The organism is Escherichia sp. HH41S (genome assembly GCF_009820115.1).
Lineage (GTDB): Bacteria > Pseudomonadota > Gammaproteobacteria > Enterobacterales > Enterobacteriaceae > Escherichia > Escherichia coli_F.
Map to the genome: position 1 here is coordinate 26,157 of NZ_VNXE01000119.1, position 19,386 is coordinate 45,542.

A 19,386-nucleotide genomic window follows, 5' to 3' on the forward strand; every position below is an offset into this window, starting at 1 on the left:
TTCGCCGGGGTTAAGCTTGTACTTTTACCTGTGCTGCGGCGTGCTTTGCGCGCTCAATCGCTTCATCAACACTCTCAGCGGTCGCCAGCGCTACACCCAGACGACGGCTGCCATCAATTTCCGGCTTACCAAATAAACGAATCTGCAAACCTGCCCCTACGGCATTCTGCACATTATTAAACGTGACATTCTGACTGGTCAGTTGTGGCAGGATAACGGCAGAAGCTGCAGGGCCATACTGGCGGATCCCGCCAACCGGAAGTCCGAGGAAAGCACGCACATGCAGGGCAAATTCCGAGAGATCCTGAGAAATTAACGTCACCATCCCGGTATCATGTGGGCGAGGGGAGACCTCACTGAAAATCACCTCATCACCACAGACAAACAGCTCGACACCAAACAGCCCATAACCGCCCAGTGCCAGTACTACTTTGCGGGCAATCTCCTGCGCACGTTTCAGAGCCAGCTGACTCATTTGCTGCGGTTGCCAGGATTCACGATAGTCGCCATCTTCCTGGCGATGACCTACCGGTGCACAGAAATGGACGCCATCCACTGCGCTGACGGTTAGCAGGGTTATTTCGAAGTCAAACTTAACGACGCCTTCAACAATCACGCGGCCCGCTCCGGCGCGTCCACCTTGCTGAGCGTATTCCCACGCATGTGTAAGCTGCTCGGCGGAACGAATAAACGTCTGCCCTTTGCCGGAAGAGCTCATTACCGGTTTAACTATGCAGGGATAGCCAATAGCGGCAACTGCTTCGCGGAAAAGACTTTCACTATCGGCAAAACGATAAGTGGAAGTGGGCAGCTGCAGTTCTTCTGCCGCCAGGCGACGGATACCCTCGCGATTCATCGTTAATTTCGTTGCGCGAGCGCAGGGGACAACATTCCGTCCTTCCTTTTCAAGCTGGATCAGCATATCGGTGGCAATAGCTTCGATCTCCGGCACGATATAATGTGGTTTTTCCAGTTCAACCACACGGCGTAATGCATCACCATCAAGCATATTAATGACATGGGAGCGATGCGCGACATGCATAGCTGGCGCGTCGGTATAGCGATCGACGGCAATCACCTCTACGCCGAGACGCTGACACTCGATTGCCACTTCTTTACCCAGTTCACCGGAGCCTAATAACATCACGCGAGTTGCTGCCGGACGCAGCGCAGTGCCTAATAACGTCATAACGAATATCCCCTGATTAATTCCGCGCGCAGTATAAACGAAAACGTTTGCGCGTGTCTTTATTGTTGAAGTTGATTTCCCAATCGAGAAGAAATATACTGTATAAAATCACAGTTATTATGAGAGGCTGTAAATGGCGGTTGAAGTTAAATACGTAGTCATTCGTGAGGGCGAAGAGAAAATGTCGTTTACCAGCAAAAAGGAAGCCGATGCTTATGACAAAATGCTTGATACGGCGGATCTGCTTGACACCTGGCTGACAAATTCTCCAGTGCAAATGGAAGACGAGCAACGTGAAGCCCTTTCGCTATGGCTGGCAGAACAAAAAGATGTGCTGAGCACCATTCTGAAAACCGGCAAATTACCGTCCCCACAGGTCGTCGGTGCTGAATCCGAAGAGGAAGATGCCTCACACGCGGCCTGAAGCAACTTGCGCTCCTGACAATTTGTACCATGCTTTCTCCTGAATCATTGTGCTATGGAGAAAAACATGAAAAAAAGAGGGGCGTTTTTAGGGCTGTTGTTGGTTTCTGCCTGCGCATCAGTTTTCGCTGCCAATAATGAAACCAGCAAGTCGGTCACTTTCCCAAAGTGTGAAGGTCTGGATGCTGCCGGAATTGCCGCGAGCGTAAAACGTGATTATCAACAAAATCGCGTGGCGCGCTGGGCAGATGATCAAAAAATTGTCGGTCAGGCCGATCCTGTGGCATGGGTCAGTTTGCAGGACATTCAGGGTAAAGATGATAAATGGTCAGTACCGCTAACCGTGCGTGGTAAAAGTGCCGATATTCATTACCAGGTCAGCGTGGACTGCAAAGCGGGAATGGCGGAATATCAGCGGCGTTAATGGCCTCTGATAATTCGATTGACCGTCGGCGGATGCGGCGCGAGTGCCTGGTCCGCCCTACAAGGCACCTCAATCGTAGGCCTGGGAAGACGCAACAGCGTCGCATCGGGCAATCAGCATCAAACAATGCCACTCAAAACGTCAAATTACGTTCACCTAAAATACCCTTATCACCTGATATACAGTGAACACCTTACCTGGCGCGAATTTCTTTGAATAACGGCCTGCCGACCCGCTTATTTGCGCATCTTTGTCTCGATATACATTTTCTGACATCCTCATCCGCTATGCTACAGGCACTAAAAATGGTTATTGAGGAGCAAATATGGCTAACTGGTTAAATCAACTGCAATCCCTGCTTGGGCAAAGCAGTTCTTCTACCTCCTCGTCTGCGGATCAGGGATTGGGCAAACTTTTAGTGCCTGGCGCATTAGGCGGACTGGCTGGGCTGCTGGTCGCAAATAAATCAGCACGTAAACTTCTTACGAAATATGGCACCAACGCGTTGCTGGTTGGCGGCGGAGCGGTAGCGGGTACGGTGCTGTGGAATAAATACAAAGATAAAATTCGCGCGGCGCATCAGGACGAACCGCAGTTTGGCGCGCAAAGTACGCCGCTGGATGAGCGTACGGCACGTTTGATCCTTGCGCTGGTCTTTGCCGCTAAAAGTGATGGTCATATTGATGCCAGAGAACGTGCGGCAATCGACCAGCAATTGCGTGAAGCCGGCGTGGAAGAGCAGGGGCGTGTACTCATTGAGCAGGCAATAGAACAACCGCTGGATCCACAACGCCTGGCTACCGGGGTTCGTAATGAAGAAGAGGCGCTGGAAATCTATTTCCTGAGCTGCGCGGCTATTGATATTGACCATTTTATGGAACGCAGTTACCTGAATGCCCTGGGTGACGCGCTGAAAATCCCCCAGGATGTTCGTGAAGGTATTGAACGCGATCTCGAACAGCAAAAACGTACTTTGGCGGAATAATTCCGCTCTGGATAGCCTGAAGTTGACTATTTCGGGCTATCCAGAACCGCACAGCCATTTAAGCAGGCTGATTTTCTCTGTCTGCATAACATTCGATATCCGCGCCATTACCTTTCATCATCTAAGCAATGACTCCCCTGTTTCGCTTGCATCCCCGGTGAGTTTTGCCACCCTTATAAGATGTTTCAACCAGAAAGAACAATAACATGCTACCAAAAGCCGCTCGCATTCCCCACGCCATGACGCTTCATGGCGATACGCGCATCGATAATTACTACTGGCTGCGGGACGATACGCGTTCGCAGCCGGAAGTGCTGGACTACCTGCAACAAGAAAATAGTTACGGTCATCGGGTGATGGCCTCACAACAAGCCTTGCAGGATCGCATCTTAAAGGAAATCATCGACCGTATTCCGCAAAGAGAAGTTTCTGCGCCCTACATTAAAAATGGTTACCGCTACCGGCATATTTATGAACCTGGCTGTGAATATGCTATCTACCAGCGTCAATCGGCGTTCAGTGAAGAATGGGACGAGTGGGAAACATTGCTCGATGCTAACAAACGCGCAGCGCACAGTGAGTTTTATTCCATGGGCGGAATGGCGATTACGCCCGATAACACCATTATGGCTCTGGCAGAAGATTTTCTTTCCCGACGCCAGTACGGAATTCGTTTTCGTAATCTGGAAACAGGTAACTGGTATCCGGAACTGCTGGATAACGTTGAACCCAGCTTTGTCTGGGCGAATGACTCCTGGACGTTTTACTACGTACGTAAGCATCCGGTGACACTGCTGCCTTATCAGGTCTGGCGTCACGCCATCGGTACGCCAGCATCGCACGATAAACTGATTTACGAAGAAAAAGACGATACCTATTACGTCAGCCTGCATAAAACGACGTCGAAGCACTATGTTGTCATTCATCTGGCCAGCGCCACCACCAGTGAAGTTCGCCTGTTGGACGCGGAAATGGCCGATGCTGAGCCGTTTGTTTTTCTGCCACGCCGCAAAGATCACGAATACAGCCTTGATCACTACCAGCAGCGGTTTTATCTGCGTTCCAACCGCAATGGTAAAAACTTTGGCTTATACCGTACCCGTATGCGTGATGAGCAACGGTGGGAAGAGTTAATTCCGCCACGCGATAACATTATGCTGGAAGGGTTTACGCTGTTTACCGACTGGCTGGTGGTTGAAGAGCGTCAGCGCGGGTTAACCAGTTTGCGCCAAATCAACCGCAAGACCCGGGAAGTCATTGGCATTGCCTTTGATGATCCGGCCTATGTGACCTGGATTGCCTACAATCCAGAACCTGAAACCGCGCGATTGCGTTATGGTTATTCTTCCATGACCACACCAGATACTTTGTTTGAACTGGATATGGATACCGGTGAGCGTCGTGTATTAAAACAAACGGAAGTTCCCGGTTTTGATGCGGCGAATTACCGCAGTGAACACCTGTGGATAGTCGCCCGTGATGGCGTCGAAGTCCCGGTTTCGCTGGTTTATCATCGCAAACATTTTCGCAAAGGACACAACCCGCTACTGGTGTATGGCTACGGTTCTTACGGCGCAAGTATTGATGCCGATTTCAGTTTTAGCCGCTTGAGTTTGTTGGATCGTGGATTTGTCTACGCCATTGTCCATGTTCGCGGCGGTGGTGAGCTGGGGCAACAATGGTACGAAGACGGAAAATTTCTGAAGAAGAAAAATACGTTTAATGATTATCTTGATGCCTGCGATGCATTGTTAAAACTGGGCTATGGCTCTCCTTCGCTCTGTTATGCGATGGGCGGGAGTGCGGGGGGCATGTTGATGGGCGTTGCAATTAATCAACGCCCGGAATTGTTCAACGGCGTTATCGCCCAGGTACCGTTTGTTGATGTTGTAACAACAATGCTTGATGAATCAATTCCTCTTACCACCGGCGAATTCGAAGAGTGGGGGAATCCGCAGGATCCGCAATATTACGAGTACATGAAAAGCTACAGCCCCTATGACAACGTCACCGCACAGGCTTATCCGCATTTACTGGTAACGACCGGTTTACACGATTCTCAGGTGCAATATTGGGAACCGGCAAAATGGGTCGCTAAATTGCGCGAGCTGAAAACCGATAACCATCTTTTATTGCTCTGTACCGACATGGACTCAGGCCATGGCGGTAAATCTGGTCGCTTTAAATCGTATGAAGGCGTAGCGATGGAATATGCTTTTCTGGTCGCGCTGGCACAGGGAACATTACCCGCTAAGCCAGTAGATTAAGTATTTTCCAGATAATGCTTCAGTGTTAAACGCAGCTCCGGGCTCATGCTGTCCAGGTTATTAAATAACCAGCGCAGATAGCCCGGATCGCGTTCGGCAACGTCGGAAACCGCTTTGCCACGGTATTTGCCAAAGGTGAAGGTCGTCATCAACGATGGACGTCCGGTGATATCGGCCATCTGTTCTGCCGTCCAGCCGGAGGTGTTCATAATATCGATAAGCAACGCAGCGGTGATATAACAGTCATACAACGCGCGGTGATGATGCAGGCCCGGCGGCGTCTGTACATTGAGCTTCCGTGTTTTATATAACGCCATATTGCTGTACTTGATCCCTGGCCACAGACGACGGGCCAGTTTCATAGTGCAAATCCACTCACCGGGCATCTCAGGCAGTACGCGGCGGTCAAAGCTGGCGTTGTGCGCGACATACCATTCACTACCGTAATAGTGCGGGATCACATCTTCAATCCACGGTTTATCGGCGACCATGGCTTCGGTGATGCGATGAATCGCCATCGCCTGTGGACTAATAGGACGATCGGGGCGCACCAGGTGGCTCATGGGGTTGACGATTTTTCCGTCAATGACATCAACAGAGGCAATCTCAACGATCCCTCCCTGCAAACCGCAGGTTTCTGTATCGATAATGCGCAACATGGCATGCTCCAGGCCGAAAAAGCCTAGCGTAATGGAATGATATCGCCTTGCCAACCCTGTGATGAACGCTGACCGACTAACAATAATGAACCACGATCGGCGCGAACGATGAGACGACCATGTTCATCCCATAGTGCACTGTTACCACGGGCATTTGCCATCAGCACGGCAATTGAGTACTGATGTGAAAAAAATTGTAAGCGGCGGGTCGACGCCAGCAGGTCGGGTTCCCCCAGACATTGCCCCGTCGTAAACAGTGAACAGGTCGGGTCCATATCCATACCTTGCGGTTGTTCATCGACCACCGTGATGGTTCTGGAACGACGGCTCAGGCATGCACCATGACTCTGATGGTAGATCCCCGGCGTTTTTCGCCACGGTGCGAACACCGCAATTCCACGAATAAAGCGATCGTTATATTCAACGGGAAGGCCGGCAATGATGGTCATTCGCCAGGTCGTTGCAGCATAACAAAGCGGGTCTAACAGCGAGAGATCGGGTGGGGCAGGAAGGGCACGTCGCGAATAATCACACCCCAGTAAAGAAAGCGATGGAAAAACTAACAGCTGACATTGTTGCCTGGCGGCGGCCCTCACAAACTCCAGATGATGAGCTACCTGTTCGGTCAGTGAGGTTTTACGAGGCTCATATTGCGCTGCTGCAACTTTCCAGAACGACATAATGACTTCCTTTTCAAAATGACTGCAAATTATGGGGGCGGTTTAGAAAATACTCATAATTTAGCAGGCGTTATGTAAGAAAGTGTAACTCTGTATAAGTTTTATTTAAGTTTGGGCTCGTAAGGTAAACGTGACAGATTGACCGACGCTAAACGGTGGGCGATAAGTCGCTCGCGAAACCAGCTGCGCAAATGTTCAGGCTGTTCACGTTCAACCGCTTCAGCGATCACCGGCATATTGTAGCGTTCTTTAAATGCCACCCCGGCTGCCGCCAAATCGACATTCACTTTATCCATTTCTGTTTGATCCAGTTTAGCCAGATTCTTCAGCATTCTTAATCTCCTCATCATTCGCGGGCAAAAGTTACTAAGAGTGAGCCTGGATGGCAAGCCGGAATTGATGATCCTCGACTCAGACATTAGACAAGGTTATGCTCTGTAAAAAAGTTATTACAAAAAGGAATAGATAATATGACTTCAACTGCACGCTCCCTTCGCTACGCGCTGGCAATCCTGACCACTACGTTGGTGACACCTTCCGTCTGGGCACATGCGCATTTAACGCATCAGTATCCTGCGGCAAACGCGCAAGTGACAGCTGCCCCGCAGGCAATCACTTTAAACTTCTCGGAAGGCGTTGAAACAGGATTCAGTGGTGCAAAAATCACGGGACCAAAAAACGAAAATATTAAAACATTACCGGCGAAGCGGAATGAGCAGGACCAAAAGCAACTGATTGTTCCACTGGCCGATTCGCTGAAACCCGGAACCTACACCGTTGACTGGCATGTTGTTTCGGTGGACGGGCATAAAACGAAAGGGCACTACACCTTTAGCGTGAAATAAATCATGCTGGCGTTTACCTGGATCGCGCTGCGATTTATCCATTTCACCTCGCTGATGCTGGTTTTTGGCTTCGCAATGTACGGTGCCTGGCTGGCCCCCTTAACGATTCGTCGCTTGCTGACGAAGCGTTTTCTGGGTTTACAACAGCACGCTGCCGTCTGGAGTTTGATCAGTGCCACTGCAATGCTCGCCGTTCAGGGCGGGTTGATGGGAACGGGATGGTCAGATGTATTTTCGCCAAACATTTGGCAGGCTGTTTTGCAAACGCAGTTTGGTGGCGTCTGGTTATGGCAAATTGTTCTCGCCCTCGTAACGTTGATCGTCGCCCTTATGCAACCGCGGAATATGCCACGTTTGCTGTTTATGCTCACTACCGCGCAATTTATTCTGCTGGCGGGAGTCGGGCATGCGACGCTGAATGAAGGGGTAACGGCGAAAATCCATCAGACTAATCACGCGATTCACCTGATCTGTGCGGCGGCGTGGTTTGGAGGATTACTGCCGGTGCTCTGGTGTATGCAACTCATCAAAGGCCGTTGGCGACACCAGGCTATTCAGGCGCTGATGCGTTTTTCCTGGTGCGGGCATTTTGCGGTGATCGGCGTACTGGCAAGCGGCGTGCTTAATGCATTGTTGATTACCAGATTTCCCCCCACGCTTACGACTTACTGGGGCCAACTCTTATTGCTCAAAGCCATCCTGGTGATGATTATGGTGGTTATCGCGCTGGCTAATCGTTATGTTCTTGTACCGCGCATGAGGCAGGATGAAAATCGTGCGGCTCCCTGGTTTGTGTGGATGACTAAACTCGAATGGGCGATAGGTGCGGTAGTGCTGGTGATCATCAGCCTGCTTGCGACTCTCGAACCTTTTTGATGGATTACGAAAATGATGAAAAAAAGTATTCTGGCGTTTCTGTTACTCACCAGTTCTGCAGCGGCGCTGGCGGCACCGCAGGTGATTACCGTCAGTCGTTTTGAAGTGGGTAAAGACAAATGGGCATTTAACCGCGAAGAGGTGATGCTGACATGCCGACCGGGCCATGCGTTGTATGTTATTAATCCGAGTACCCTCGTGCAGTATCCTTTGAACGATATCGCACAAAAGGAAGTCGCCAGCGGGAAGACCAATGCCCAGCCCATTTCGGTGATTCAGATTGATGATCCTAACAATCCAGGTGAAAAAATGAGTCTCGCACCGTTTATAGAGCGAGCTGAAAAACTCTGTTAATTACCTAAAATAGCCTTTTGATTTCCAATAAAAAACCGCCTCAGTTCTTTCACCAGAACAGGCGGTTTTTAACATTTAAGCTGATGACCACCACGCTTTTTATTGACCATTTTGCACGCAAACTGGAAAACCTGGCGTCGTCATCTATTCTTAAAGGGCAAGGCAACTAAGCCTGCATTAATGCCAACTTTTAGCGCACGGCTCTCTCCCAAGAGCCATTTCCCTGGACCGAATACAGGAATCGTGTTCGGTCTCTTTTTATCTGTTAAAAGTCAGAAGCATTCCCTTCGCTGACTTTATAGTCAACCATAACACACACTCTACTGTCTGAGTCCAGCGTTTTTTAACATTCTTGTTAAGATTATGTGATCTTTAGCGCGGGAGGAAAATATTGATGAAACAGCCTGCGCCCGTTTATCAGAGAGTTGCGGGTCATCAATGGCGACATATCTGGCTTTCAGGCGATATACACGGTTGTCTTGAGCAGTTGCGCCGCAAATTATGGCATTGTCGTTTTGATCCGTGGCGAGATTTACTTATCTCAGTGGGAGACGTTATCGATCGTGGGCCGCAAAGTTTACGTTGCCTGCAGTTACTGGAACAACATTGGGTTCGTGCGGTAAGAGGCAATCATGAACAGATGGCGATGGATGCGCTGGCATCCCAGCAGATGTCTTTGTGGTTGATGAATGGCGGCGACTGGTTTATTGCGCTGGCAGATAATCAACAGAAACAAGCGAAAACGGCGCTGGAAAAATGTCAGTATTTGCCCTTTATTCTTGAAGTACACAGTCGCACCGGCAAACATGTTATTGCCCATGCCGATTATCCGGATGATGTTTATGAATGGCAAAAGGACGTCGATTTGCATCAGGTCTTGTGGAGCCGCTCACGATTACGTGAAGGCCAAAAAGGGCAGGGAATTACAGGTGCTGATCATTTCTGGTTTGGTCATACACCGTTGCGCCATCGCGTGGATACTGGCAACCTGCATTATATTGATACCGGTGCTGTCTTTGGGGGAGAACTGACTCTTGTGCAATTGCAATAATTAAAAATCACCGTACTCCTGTGCAGGTCGCCAGAAACCATCTATAAAATCCTCAATCGGAAAACAACCGCCATGGCGGATCCGTTGATCGCTCATAGAATAAAGACACTGTTGTTCCGTGTTGTAGACATCCACAACAATATCTTCACAACCGCCATCCAGGTAGCAAACAAAAAGTACCAGCGCGAACATTTCATCCCCGAAGTGTGGTGCCGTACCGTTAAGTTTAGGAGAGATTTTACAACGGGGGAATAACCAGGACAAATAACCCGCCATGCCGACGGGTTCTTTTTGGATCAGGCAAGACGCATAATCCAGGCATCAGATTGTTGATCGTAACGGGTACGGTAAAGGACAGAGTGTTCGCCATTTAGCAGGGCAGGGATACTGGTTTCAGCATCCCAGGCATCCAGTTGCATACATAAATCGGGGTCTGATTTACAAGGAATGGTTAACGTTCGATCACCCGGCGATTCGCCGTGTAATTCGCCGTCGTCGATTTCAAAAGCGCCTATGCGCACACTGGTTTTCATCTTCGTGCTCTCCATTTAGCTGCCGGTTGTGGTACGACCAGTCCGATCGCACCATTTTTCAGCCTAGTTGAGGCAGCCGAATGTGCCAGTCAAAAAGTGCGCTTTTTTTGTGCGCTTTCAGGCGTTACCGGTAAAAAGCTTCCCGTCGCGCACCAGTTCACGCGGGTAGCTGTTTTTCAGTCGCGAACCAATCCGTTTGGCTAAACCAATCGGCTGATGCTGGAAAGTAACCAATACATCATCCGCTACTGGCGCGGCTTGCGGGTAAACATCGCGCCCGCGATACCATTCTTCCGCTTCCTGCGGTGTCAGTTCAAAAGCGTTCACATTGTCGGGGGAGGCAAGGGCAATAACCGCTTCATGCTGCCAGCGATAACCTTTGTTATGTGTTTCGGCAAGTTTAATCCCCAACCGAGAAAATCGGACTTTACCGATCAAGGCTTCAATGCCCACCGGGAACAACCACAGTTCTTTGTCGCGTTGCCAGAGTCGCAGGTTTCCATCCCAGTTTAAGCCAACACTTGCAGCCGCCTGACGAATTTGACCGGCTTCGCGATCTTTCACCGGGCTAAACGGGAAATTGCCCACTTTGTATTTTGGGGCGGGTAAGACGGGGATCGCCTGAGTTTTACGCAGACGAGCAACGAAGAAGCCTTCGCAGTCGTAAATTTGTGGGAAAACATGCAAAAAGCCTTCTTCGGTCAGCGCCTTATTTGCACCAGGGAAGAGATCGCCAAGCGGTAAAAACTCTACTGCGTCGGGGTAAGTCTCTTTCAGCCACCGGCAGACGGCTTCATTTTCTTCCTGGTTTAAGGTACAGGTCGAGTAAACCAGCGTACCGCCAGGGCGTAATGCATGAAAGGCGCTGTCGATCAGTTCCCGTTGGGTAGCTGCGATTTCCTGATTGCTTTCTGGTGACCAGTTTTTTAGCGCATCGGGATCTTTACGCACCACGCCTTCGCCGGAGCAGGGAGCGTCCAGCAAAATGGCATCGAACATTTCTGGTAATGCCCCACCAAATACACGGCCATCAAAATGCGTGAGCGCAACATTACGGATGCCACAGCGGCTGATATTGGCATGTAACACTTTTACCCGACTGGCGGAAAACTCATTGGCAAGGATCGCCCCTTCGTTATTCATCCGCGCGGCAATTTGCGTCGTTTTGGAGCCGGGCGCGGCAGCGACATCCATCATCCGCTGTGGTGCATTACCGTCAGCAAACAAGGCGGCGACGGGCAACATTGAACTGGCTTCCTGAATATAAAACAGGCCACTTAAATGCTCGGCGGTACTACCCAATGGCAAGGCATCTTCATCGTCGCGTTCAATCCAGAAACCTTCTTCACACCACGGAATTGGCGTAAGCGTCCAGCCATAAGGGGCGGTTAATTGCAGGAAATCAGCAACGGAGATTTTCAGCGTATTAACGCGAATACTGCGGCGCAACGGGCGCTGACAGGCGGCAAGAAAATCATCAAATGAGAGCGTCGAAGGCATTGCTTCGCGCATTTGTGTCAGAAAGGCGTCCGGGAAATAAACGGTGTGTTGGGCCACGAGCATGTACCACTGGCAAAAAAACAGGCGCGCAGTTTAGCATAAACGCTCCGGCGCAGGCACGCCGGAGCAGTAGGCATTATTTGGGAAGCGCTGTTCCCCATTCACGCCACTCTTTCGGTTCACTTTCCTGCAACAGGAAGTGCTTGCCTTCCTGGGCTTTCGGTGCCAGCGGCGTACCCGGAGGCGTAGCGAAGGCGATGCCGCCACGGATAAACTGGTTAAAGGTGCCGGTTTTCACGACGCCGCCCGTCAGACCAAAGTCCAGACTGTAACCCGATGCCAACCAGAAGACGGAATTGTTACGCACCAGGTGTTGATAGCGTTTACTGATGCGCATCGCAATCATCACGCGATCTGACAATGTCCCCAGCGTCATTCCGGTAACCGTACCGACTTCCAGACCACGGAACAGCACAGGCGTACCGATGCCTAACGAACCGGCTTCCGGCGCTTCAACAATAATGCTTAAGCCATCCAGGTAACGCGAATCAGTTATGGTGGCCTCTTGTAATTCAAAGTCGCGGCGAGGATTGCCCCGGCCTGGTTCGACGTTGATATACGGCTGGAGGATAGTATCAAGATGCTCAACGCCAGCTGCCGAAATTTGCGGTGTGACCACTGAGAAGCGTGTACCACCGCGTGCAAAGGTCTGGACATATTCCGGATAGAGTACCGCCTTTGCCTGTACTTCATTGCGCGCGGTAATCAGATCCAGCGTCTGGATTTGCCCGATATCAATACCGAGATAGCGAATTGGCATCCCGACCGCCAGTTTTCCGGCATCGAAAGCGTGAAGCGTAATTTGCCCTCCAACCGCACGGGCCGCTGTTTCGGAAGCATACAGAATTCGCTTGTCGCCTTTACGCTGACTGGCGCTGGCACCGCTGAGGTTATCGAAGCTAATAGCCCCCTTTAATGCTCTGGAGAGCGGGGATGCCTGTACAGTCAGACCACTACCATTTAGCTGAACTTTCGCCCCACCTTCTGCCCAGAACACGCTGTTGCTGGTCAGAAGGTTGCGATACTCCGGCTTAATATGCAGATCGATATCAAACGCGTTAGCTCGCGGACGCACAGTAATAACTTCACCAACTTCAAATTTACGGTACAGCACTACCGATCCTGCCTGCACATCTGGCAATGTCTCTGCACTCAAACTCACGGTTGTGGTGGGTAAATCGCTAAGGCTGTTCTCCAGCGCTTTTTCCAGATTGGCATACAGCGGATAGCTGGCTTTCATCTCGCCTTTATCGCCTGGCAGAATACGTATCCCGCCGTTAATCCATTCTGAGGCGCTGGCACCGAGAAACTCAACGCCATCCAGCCCCACCTTCACGTCGACACGGCTGTTGACGACAAATTTGCTATCGCCTTTTACCAGTTCGCGATGCTGAGGCTCGATGGCGACGGTAAAGGTGACGCCTTTGCTGGTGAGTTTACGATCGATAACCTGGCCTACCTGCACGCCGTGAAGAATGAGCGGCTGACCAGCATCAATGCCGTAACTTTCTGGTGCTGTCAGGGTCAGCGTCAGAACATCTGGCTCATGGAGCAGGGCTTTTTCGCCAGGAACAACAATAAACTCTTTACGTGGCTCACCGTCGCCCGGCACCAACTCGAAGGTTTTGCCGGTCAGCAGGGCACTGAGATTAGCATCGCTAAGGGATAATTTTGGATTACGTAATTCGATGCGGGTATTTTCCCGTAACAGCGTGACGACGCTGGGATCAACGGTCATTTCCCCAGTGACTTTACCACCAGGATTTAAATCCAGTTTAGTCAGCTGTCCGACTTCCAGCCCCTGATACATTAACGGCGTCGAGTCGGCGGTTAATCCGGCCCCACTCGGCAGTTCCAGTTTTATTATTACGCCACGCTGGCTGTGGGCGAGATCTTCATAAAGACCAAAGGTATCTTCCGCCTCGGCAGGTTTCGACTCTTCAGGTGAATCGAAGGCAATCGCACCGTTAACCAGTGCCGCCAGACTTTCCAGTTTCACCTTCGCACCACTGATACTGACGTTGGCATCAACGCCAGAAACGTTCCAGAAACGGCTACCTTTTTTCACCAGATCGGTAAAACGCCGCTCGATCAGGACATCTATCACCACACCTTGTTTATTGGGATTGATGGCATAGTCGTAGACTTTACCCACCGGGATCTTGCGGAAATAGACCAGTGAACCACTGTTCAGTGAACCGAGATCGGGGGCTTGCAGGTGGATCATCAGATCGCCATTATCCAGCCGATATTTCGGTTGGGTATCGAGTGCGACAAAGTGATCCTGCTCTTTACCTTTACCCGGCATCATGCCGATATAGTTACCCCCGACGAGGGCGTCCAGCCCGGAGACACCTGCCAACGAGGCTTTTGGCGTCACCAGCCAGAACTGTGTCTCCTCGCGCAGCGCATCTTTCATATCGGACTTGATGCTGACTTTGACTTCAATCTTACGAAGATCGTCGCTCAGGCTGATATCCTGCACTGTTCCGACCTCAACGCCCTGATAACGAACAGGTGTGCGGCCCGGGACGATACCGTCCGCCGACATAAAGTCGATGGTGACGGTATTACCCCGATCCTGATAACTGTCCCAAATCAGCCAACCAGCAATCATTAGCGCGATGAACGGCAGCAGCCAGAAAGGTGAGATACGGCGTTTATTTTTAATCTGCGCTTCAGTCGTCGAAGCGGGCGTTTCCTGACTCATGTGCATCCCAAAGTAAGCGGCTGTCCAGCCATTCCACAGCAAGAATAGTCAAAATTACCGCTGCGCCGAAATAAAACGCAGCCGGTCCCATAGTAAAAGCGAGGATCTGATCGCGATTAATTAGCGACATGGTTAAAGATATGACAAACAGGTCGAGCATCGACCAGCGACCGATCCAGGTCACCATCCGCAGTAACAGAATCCGTGTGCGTAAACCTTGCTGGCATTTAAAATGAATGCTCAACAGTAAAGTGAACATGACGATCACTTTGGTAAATGGCACCAGAATACTGGCGATAAACACGATTCCGGCGACCGCAATGTTGCTACTTGCCAGCGACATAATCCCGGAAAGAATCGTATCTTCCTGCCGGCCACCATTTAGATAAATGATAGAAATAGGTAACAGGTTGGCAGGTAACAACAACACGATTGATGCTAACAGCGCCGCCCAGCACTTTTGCAGACTATGACGGCGACGCAGGCGTAGCGGGATATGGCAACGCGGGCAGCGACCACGCTGATCAGGATAGCCGGTAAAATGGCACCCAAGACAAACACGGAGTTTCTCGTCCCTACGCGTAGCGTGACGCTGTGGATAAAATCGCGCCCACAGTTCCTCGACATTAAGATGTGACAACGTCACCGTGGTCAATATCACTAATGCAACAAAAGAGAACAGACCAATACCCGCCTGAATGTGCGCATAATCCTGCACCTTTATAGAAGCAACGCCAATACCGACCAGATAGATGTCCAGCATCACCCACTCTTTCAATCGCTCAAGCATCAGCAGTACCGGGCGTAGATTCATTCCCAGTCGGTTACCAAACCATAAATAAGCTATGGAGGTCACCAGAATGAGGGGGGCACCAATAACGCAAAAAAAGACCATTGATCCCGTTATCGCATCGCCCTGTTTGGTCATTTGCCAGATGCCTTGCATGACGTTGGCGTCAATACGAATGCCTAACAGCCAGATATGCAACAGCGGTTCGCCCCAGGCAAACGGCATAAGCAACAGCATAGCGAACGCCATTGCCGCCAGGCGCGTCAGCGACCAGTCGCGCCCGTCACGAATTTTTGCCTGACAGCGCGGACAATAGGCACTTTGATGAGAGTTTATCTCGGGTAGGCTAAACAGCATGTCACATTGCGGGCAACGTTGGTAATCACCACGCGGCAGTTCCTCGCCAATTGCCCTCACTGTTATCTTTTTTGTCGGCGTAATTTGTGGTGTGTTAAGAGCCATGACGTGCCAAATGTAATAAGAATTAACATTAATCTTAACCCATGATGGGAATGATCTTGAGCATTAACGCATTTAATGCTTATTTTAATAGGCTGGCAGTTCCAGGTAAGACAACCAAGTGATTATATAATGAACAAAACAGAATTTTACGCGGATTTAAACCGTGACTTTAACGCGCTGATGGCGGGAGAAACCAGTTTTCTGGCAACGCTTGCTAACACCAGTGCGTTGTTATATGAGCGTCTCACTGACGTAAACTGGGCAGGTTTTTATTTACTTGAGGACGAGACGTTGGTTCTCGGACCGTTTCAGGGCAAAATTGCTTGTGTACGCATCCCCGTCGGGCGCGGTGTGTGTGGCACTGCAGTTGCCCGTAATGAAGTGCAGCGAATCGAGGATGTTCACGCTTTTGACGGACATATTGCCTGTGATGCAGCAAGTAATTCTGAAATTGTCCTGCCGCTGGTGGTGAAAAATCAGATTATTGGTGTTCTCGATATCGACAGTACCGTCTTCGGTCGCTTTACAGACGAGGACGAGCAGGGCTTACGTCAGCTTGTGGCACAGCTTGAAAAGGTGCTTGCAATGACGGATTACAAAAAATTCTTTGCGAGCGTCGCAGGATAATCAACGGATAACGTAGCATTTACTGATGGCGTCATTATAATGACGCCTGTTCATGCCTGCGCTTGTTGGCTACGTCCGTTGTAATCAGGAAATTTCATGGAAAATCAACCTAAGTTGAATAGCAGTAAAGAAGTAATCGCGTTTCTGGCCGAACGTTTTCCCCACTGTTTCAGTGCGGAAGGTGAAGCGCGTCCGCTGAAAATCGGTATTTTTCAGGATTTGGTCGATCGTGTTGCCGGGGAAATGAACCTGAGCAAAACGCAATTGCGATCCGCTTTACGTCTCTATACCTCGAGCTGGCGTTACCTTTACGGTGTTAAACCCGGCGCAACGCGTGTCGATCTTGACGGCAACCCATGCGGTGAGCTGGACGAGCAACATGTAGAGCATGCTCGCAAGCAGCTTGAAGAAGCGAAAGCACGTGTTCAGGCACAGCGTGCTGAGCAGCAAGCGAAAAAACGCGAAGCTGCCGCAGCTGCTGGTGAGAAAGAAGACGCACCGCGCCGTGAACGCAAGCCACGTCCGACCACGCCACGCCGCAAAGAAGGCGCTGAGCGTAAACCACGTGCGCAAAAGCCGGTAGAGAAAGCGCCAAAAACAGCAAAAGCACCTCGCGAAGAACAGCACACCCCAGTTTCTGACATTTCAGCTCTGACTGTCGGACAAGCCCTGAAGGTGAAAGCGGGTCAAAACGCGATGGATGCCACCGTATTAGAAATCACCAAAGACGGCGTCCGCGTCCAACTGAATTCGGGTATGTCTTTGATTGTGCGCGCAGAACACCTGGTGTTCTGAAACGGAGGCCGGGCCAGGCATGAACATGTTTTTTAGGCTTACCGCGTTAGCTGGCCTGCTTGCAATAGCAGGCCAGACCTTCGCTGTAGAAGATATCACGCGTGCTGATCAAATTCCGGTGTTAAAGGAAGAGACGCAGCATGCGACGGTGAGTGAGCGCGTAACGTCGCGCTTCACCCGTTCTCATTATCGCCAGTTCGACCTCGATCAGGCATTTTCGGCTAAAATCTTTGACCGCTACCTGAATCTGCTCGATTACAGCCACAACGTGCTGCTGGCAAGCGATGTTGAACAGTTCGCGAAAAAGAAAACCGAGTTAGGCGATGAACTGCGTTCAGGCAAACTCGACGTTTTCTACGATCTCTACAATTTGGCGCAAAAGCGCCGTTTTGAACGTTACCAGTACGCTTTGTCGGTACTGGAAAAGCCGATGGATTTTACCGGCAACGACACTTATAACCTTGACCGCAGCAAAGCTCCATGGCCGAAAAACGAGGCTGAGTTGAACGCGCTGTGGGACAGTAAAGTCAAATTCGACGAGTTAAGCCTGAAGCTGACAGGAAAAACGGATAAAGAAATTCGTGAAACCCTGACTCGCCGCTACAAATTTGCCATTCGTCGTCTGGCGCAAACCAACAGCGAAGATGTTTTCTCGCTGGCAATGACGGCGTTTGCTCGTGAAATAGACCCGCATACCAACTATCTTTCCCCGCGTAATACCGAACAGTTCAACACTGAAATGAGTTTGTCGCTGGAAGGTATTGGCGCAGTGCTGCAAATGGATGATGACTACACCGTTATCAATTCGATGGTGGCAGGTGGCCCGGCAGCGAAGAGTAAAGCTATCAGCGTTGGTGACAAAATTGTCGGTGTTGGTCAAACAGGCAAGCCGATGGTTGACGTGATTGGCTGGCGTCTTGATGACGTGGTTGCCTTAATTAAAGGGCCGAAGGGCAGTAAAGTTCGTCTGGAAATTTTACCTGCTGGTAAAGGGACCAAGACCCGTACTGTAACGTTGACCCGTGAACGTATTCGCCTCGAAGACCGCGCGGTTAAAATGTCGGTGAAGACCGTCGGTAAAGAGAAAGTTGGCGTGCTGGATATTCCTGGCTTCTATGTGGGTTTGACAGATGATGTCAAAGTACAACTGCAGAAACTGGAAAAACAGAATGTCAGCAGTGTGATCATCGACCTGCGTAGCAATGGCGGTGGGGCGTTGACCGAGGCAGTATCGCTTTCAGGCCTGTTTATTCCTGCAGGTCCGATTGTTCAGGTTCGTGATAACAACGGTAAAGTTCGTGAAGACAGCGATACCGACGGTCAGGTCTTCTATAAAGGCCCGCTGGTGGTGCTGGTTGACCGCTTTAGTGCTTCGGCTTCAGAAATCTTTGCTGCGGCAATGCAGGATTACGGTCGTGCGCTGGTTGTGGGTGAACCGACATTTGGTAAAGGCACTGTCCAGCAGTACCGTTCATTGAACCGTATTTACGATCAGATGTTACGTCCTGAATGGCCAGCTTTGGGTTCTGTTCAATACACGATCCAGAAATTCTATCGCGTTAACGGCGGCAGTACGCAACGTAAGGGCGTAACGCCAGACATCATCATGCCGACAGGTAATGAAGAAACGGAAACGGGAGAGAAATTTGAAGATAACGCGCTGCCGTGGGATAGCATTGATGCTGCAACCTATGTGAAATCAGGCGATTTAACGGCCTTTGAACCGGAGTTGCTGAAGGCGCATAATGCGCGTATCGCGAAAGATCCTGAGTTCCAGAACATCATGAAGGATATCGCGCGCTTCAACGCCATGAAGGACAAGCGCAATATCGTTTCTCTGAATTACGCGGTGCGTGAGAAAGAGAATAATGAAGATGATGCGACGCGTCTGGCGCGTTTGAACGAACGCTTTAAACGCGAAGGTAAATCGGAGTTGAAGAAGCTGGATGATCTACCGAAAGATTACCAGGAACCGGATCCTTATCTGGATGAGACGGTGAATATCGCACTCGATTTGGCGAAGCTTGAAAAAGCCAGACCCGCGGAACAACCCGCTCCCGTCAAGTAACATCAATCAGGCACAAGAAATTGTGCCTGATTTTTTAACAGCGGCAAGATGCCGTAAATCAGATGCTACAAAATGTAAAGTTGTGTCT

The 19,386-nt window shown here is 50.4% G+C and carries 20 protein-coding genes; 11 read left to right on the forward strand and 9 right to left on the reverse strand.

The window, feature by feature from the left end:
* Positions 1 to 10 precede the first annotated feature (10 nt).
* On the reverse strand, positions 11 to 1,189 hold the full coding sequence (gene purT, locus FQZ95_RS22060) for a formate-dependent phosphoribosylglycinamide formyltransferase (protein WP_160530671.1): 1,179 nt from the start codon (positions 1,187 to 1,189) through the stop codon (positions 11 to 13).
* Positions 1,190 to 1,322: 133 nt separating this feature from the next.
* Here purT and yebG point away from each other — a divergent pair, with 133 nt between their 5' ends.
* The 4 genes from yebG to ptrB all read left to right on the forward strand — a co-directional run bounded on the left by yebG (position 1,323) and on the right by ptrB (position 5,288).
* Entirely contained in the window at positions 1,323 to 1,613 is a 291-nt protein-coding gene (gene yebG, locus FQZ95_RS22065; RefSeq protein ID WP_000257738.1) for a DNA damage-inducible protein YebG, read from the forward strand.
* A 66-nt stretch (positions 1,614 to 1,679) separates the two neighbouring features.
* Complete coding sequence (gene yebF, locus FQZ95_RS22070) at positions 1,680 to 2,036, forward strand: protein YebF (RefSeq protein WP_001295500.1); 357 nt, start codon at positions 1,680 to 1,682, stop codon at positions 2,034 to 2,036.
* Between the two features lie 325 nt (positions 2,037 to 2,361).
* Positions 2,362 to 3,021 (forward strand): tellurite resistance TerB family protein, encoded by a 660-nt coding sequence (locus tag FQZ95_RS22075; protein ID WP_105279000.1) that lies wholly within the window; start codon positions 2,362 to 2,364, stop codon positions 3,019 to 3,021.
* 206 nt (positions 3,022 to 3,227) lie between these two features.
* Positions 3,228 to 5,288 (forward strand): oligopeptidase B, encoded by a 2,061-nt coding sequence (ptrB, locus tag FQZ95_RS22080; protein ID WP_160530673.1) that lies wholly within the window; start codon positions 3,228 to 3,230, stop codon positions 5,286 to 5,288.
* Here the strand turns inward: ptrB and exoX are convergent.
* The 3 genes from exoX to holE all read right to left on the reverse strand — a co-directional run bounded on the left by exoX (position 5,285) and on the right by holE (position 6,959).
* Positions 5,285 to 5,947, reverse strand: coding sequence for an exodeoxyribonuclease X (exoX, locus tag FQZ95_RS22085; RefSeq protein WP_000944256.1), 663 nt, complete (start codon positions 5,945 to 5,947; stop codon positions 5,285 to 5,287). The two genes, ptrB and exoX, sit on opposite strands and share 4 nt — an antisense overlap.
* Positions 5,948 to 5,970: 23 nt before the next feature.
* The gene (gene yobB / locus FQZ95_RS22090; RefSeq protein WP_160530675.1) at positions 5,971 to 6,627 is read right to left on the reverse strand and encodes a carbon-nitrogen hydrolase family protein YobB; all 657 of its coding nucleotides are present in this window, start codon (positions 6,625 to 6,627) and stop codon (positions 5,971 to 5,973) included.
* 101 nt (positions 6,628 to 6,728) lie between these two features.
* Positions 6,729 to 6,959 (reverse strand): DNA polymerase III subunit theta, encoded by a 231-nt coding sequence (holE, locus tag FQZ95_RS22095; RefSeq protein ID WP_000916763.1) that lies wholly within the window; start codon positions 6,957 to 6,959, stop codon positions 6,729 to 6,731.
* A gap of 138 nt (positions 6,960 to 7,097) precedes the next feature.
* Between holE and yobA the strand changes: the two genes are divergently transcribed.
* From yobA to pphA, 4 genes are all read left to right on the forward strand, one after another.
* Positions 7,098 to 7,472 carry a CopC domain-containing protein YobA gene (gene yobA, locus FQZ95_RS22100; protein ID WP_000204701.1) on the forward strand — a complete coding sequence of 125 codons (375 nt, stop codon included), beginning with the start codon at positions 7,098 to 7,100 and terminating at the stop codon, positions 7,470 to 7,472.
* A 3-nt stretch (positions 7,473 to 7,475) separates the two neighbouring features.
* Entirely contained in the window at positions 7,476 to 8,348 is an 873-nt protein-coding gene (gene copD / locus FQZ95_RS22105; RefSeq protein ID WP_160530677.1) for a copper homeostasis membrane protein CopD, read from the forward strand.
* Between the two features lie 12 nt (positions 8,349 to 8,360).
* The gene (locus tag FQZ95_RS22110; RefSeq protein WP_000976467.1) at positions 8,361 to 8,702 is read left to right on the forward strand and encodes a YebY family protein; all 342 of its coding nucleotides are present in this window, start codon (positions 8,361 to 8,363) and stop codon (positions 8,700 to 8,702) included.
* A gap of 394 nt (positions 8,703 to 9,096) precedes the next feature.
* Entirely contained in the window at positions 9,097 to 9,753 is a 657-nt protein-coding gene (gene pphA, locus FQZ95_RS22115; RefSeq protein WP_088541808.1) for a protein-serine/threonine phosphatase, read from the forward strand.
* Here the strand turns inward: pphA and FQZ95_RS22120 are convergent, their stop codons facing one another.
* The 5 genes from FQZ95_RS22120 to yebS all read right to left on the reverse strand — a co-directional run bounded on the left by FQZ95_RS22120 (position 9,754) and on the right by yebS (position 15,808).
* Complete coding sequence (locus FQZ95_RS22120; RefSeq protein WP_001296140.1) at positions 9,754 to 9,945, reverse strand: YebW family protein; 192 nt, start codon at positions 9,943 to 9,945, stop codon at positions 9,754 to 9,756.
* A gap of 104 nt (positions 9,946 to 10,049) precedes the next feature.
* Entirely contained in the window at positions 10,050 to 10,286 is a 237-nt protein-coding gene (locus FQZ95_RS22125; protein WP_001295499.1) for a YebV family protein, read from the reverse strand.
* A gap of 117 nt (positions 10,287 to 10,403) precedes the next feature.
* Entirely contained in the window at positions 10,404 to 11,843 is a 1,440-nt protein-coding gene (gene rsmF / locus FQZ95_RS22130) for a 16S rRNA (cytosine(1407)-C(5))-methyltransferase RsmF (RefSeq protein ID WP_160530679.1), read from the reverse strand.
* Between the two features lie 79 nt (positions 11,844 to 11,922).
* Positions 11,923 to 14,556 carry a lipid-binding membrane homeostasis protein YebT gene (gene yebT / locus FQZ95_RS22135; protein WP_001360729.1) on the reverse strand — a complete coding sequence of 878 codons (2,634 nt, stop codon included), beginning with the start codon at positions 14,554 to 14,556 and terminating at the stop codon, positions 11,923 to 11,925.
* The gene (gene yebS, locus FQZ95_RS22140) at positions 14,525 to 15,808 is read right to left on the reverse strand and encodes a membrane integrity lipid transport subunit YebS (protein ID WP_160530681.1); all 1,284 of its coding nucleotides are present in this window, start codon (positions 15,806 to 15,808) and stop codon (positions 14,525 to 14,527) included. The genes yebT and yebS overlap by 32 nt, the downstream gene beginning before the upstream one ends.
* 129 nt (positions 15,809 to 15,937) lie before the next feature.
* Between yebS and msrC the strand changes: the two genes are divergently transcribed.
* The 3 genes from msrC (at position 15,938) to prc (ending at position 19,298) form a co-directional block, all read left to right on the forward strand.
* A complete protein-coding gene (msrC, locus tag FQZ95_RS22145; RefSeq protein ID WP_001043890.1) occupies positions 15,938 to 16,435 on the forward strand; it encodes an L-methionine (R)-S-oxide reductase in 498 nt (165 codons plus the stop codon).
* A gap of 96 nt (positions 16,436 to 16,531) precedes the next feature.
* Positions 16,532 to 17,230: an RNA chaperone ProQ gene (gene proQ / locus FQZ95_RS22150; RefSeq protein ID WP_000431368.1), complete on the forward strand. Its 699-nt coding sequence runs from the start codon at positions 16,532 to 16,534 to the stop codon at positions 17,228 to 17,230.
* Positions 17,231 to 17,249: 19 nt separating this feature from the next.
* A complete protein-coding gene (gene prc, locus FQZ95_RS22155; protein ID WP_160530683.1) occupies positions 17,250 to 19,298 on the forward strand; it encodes a carboxy terminal-processing peptidase in 2,049 nt (682 codons plus the stop codon).
* Positions 19,299 to 19,386 lie beyond the last annotated feature (88 nt).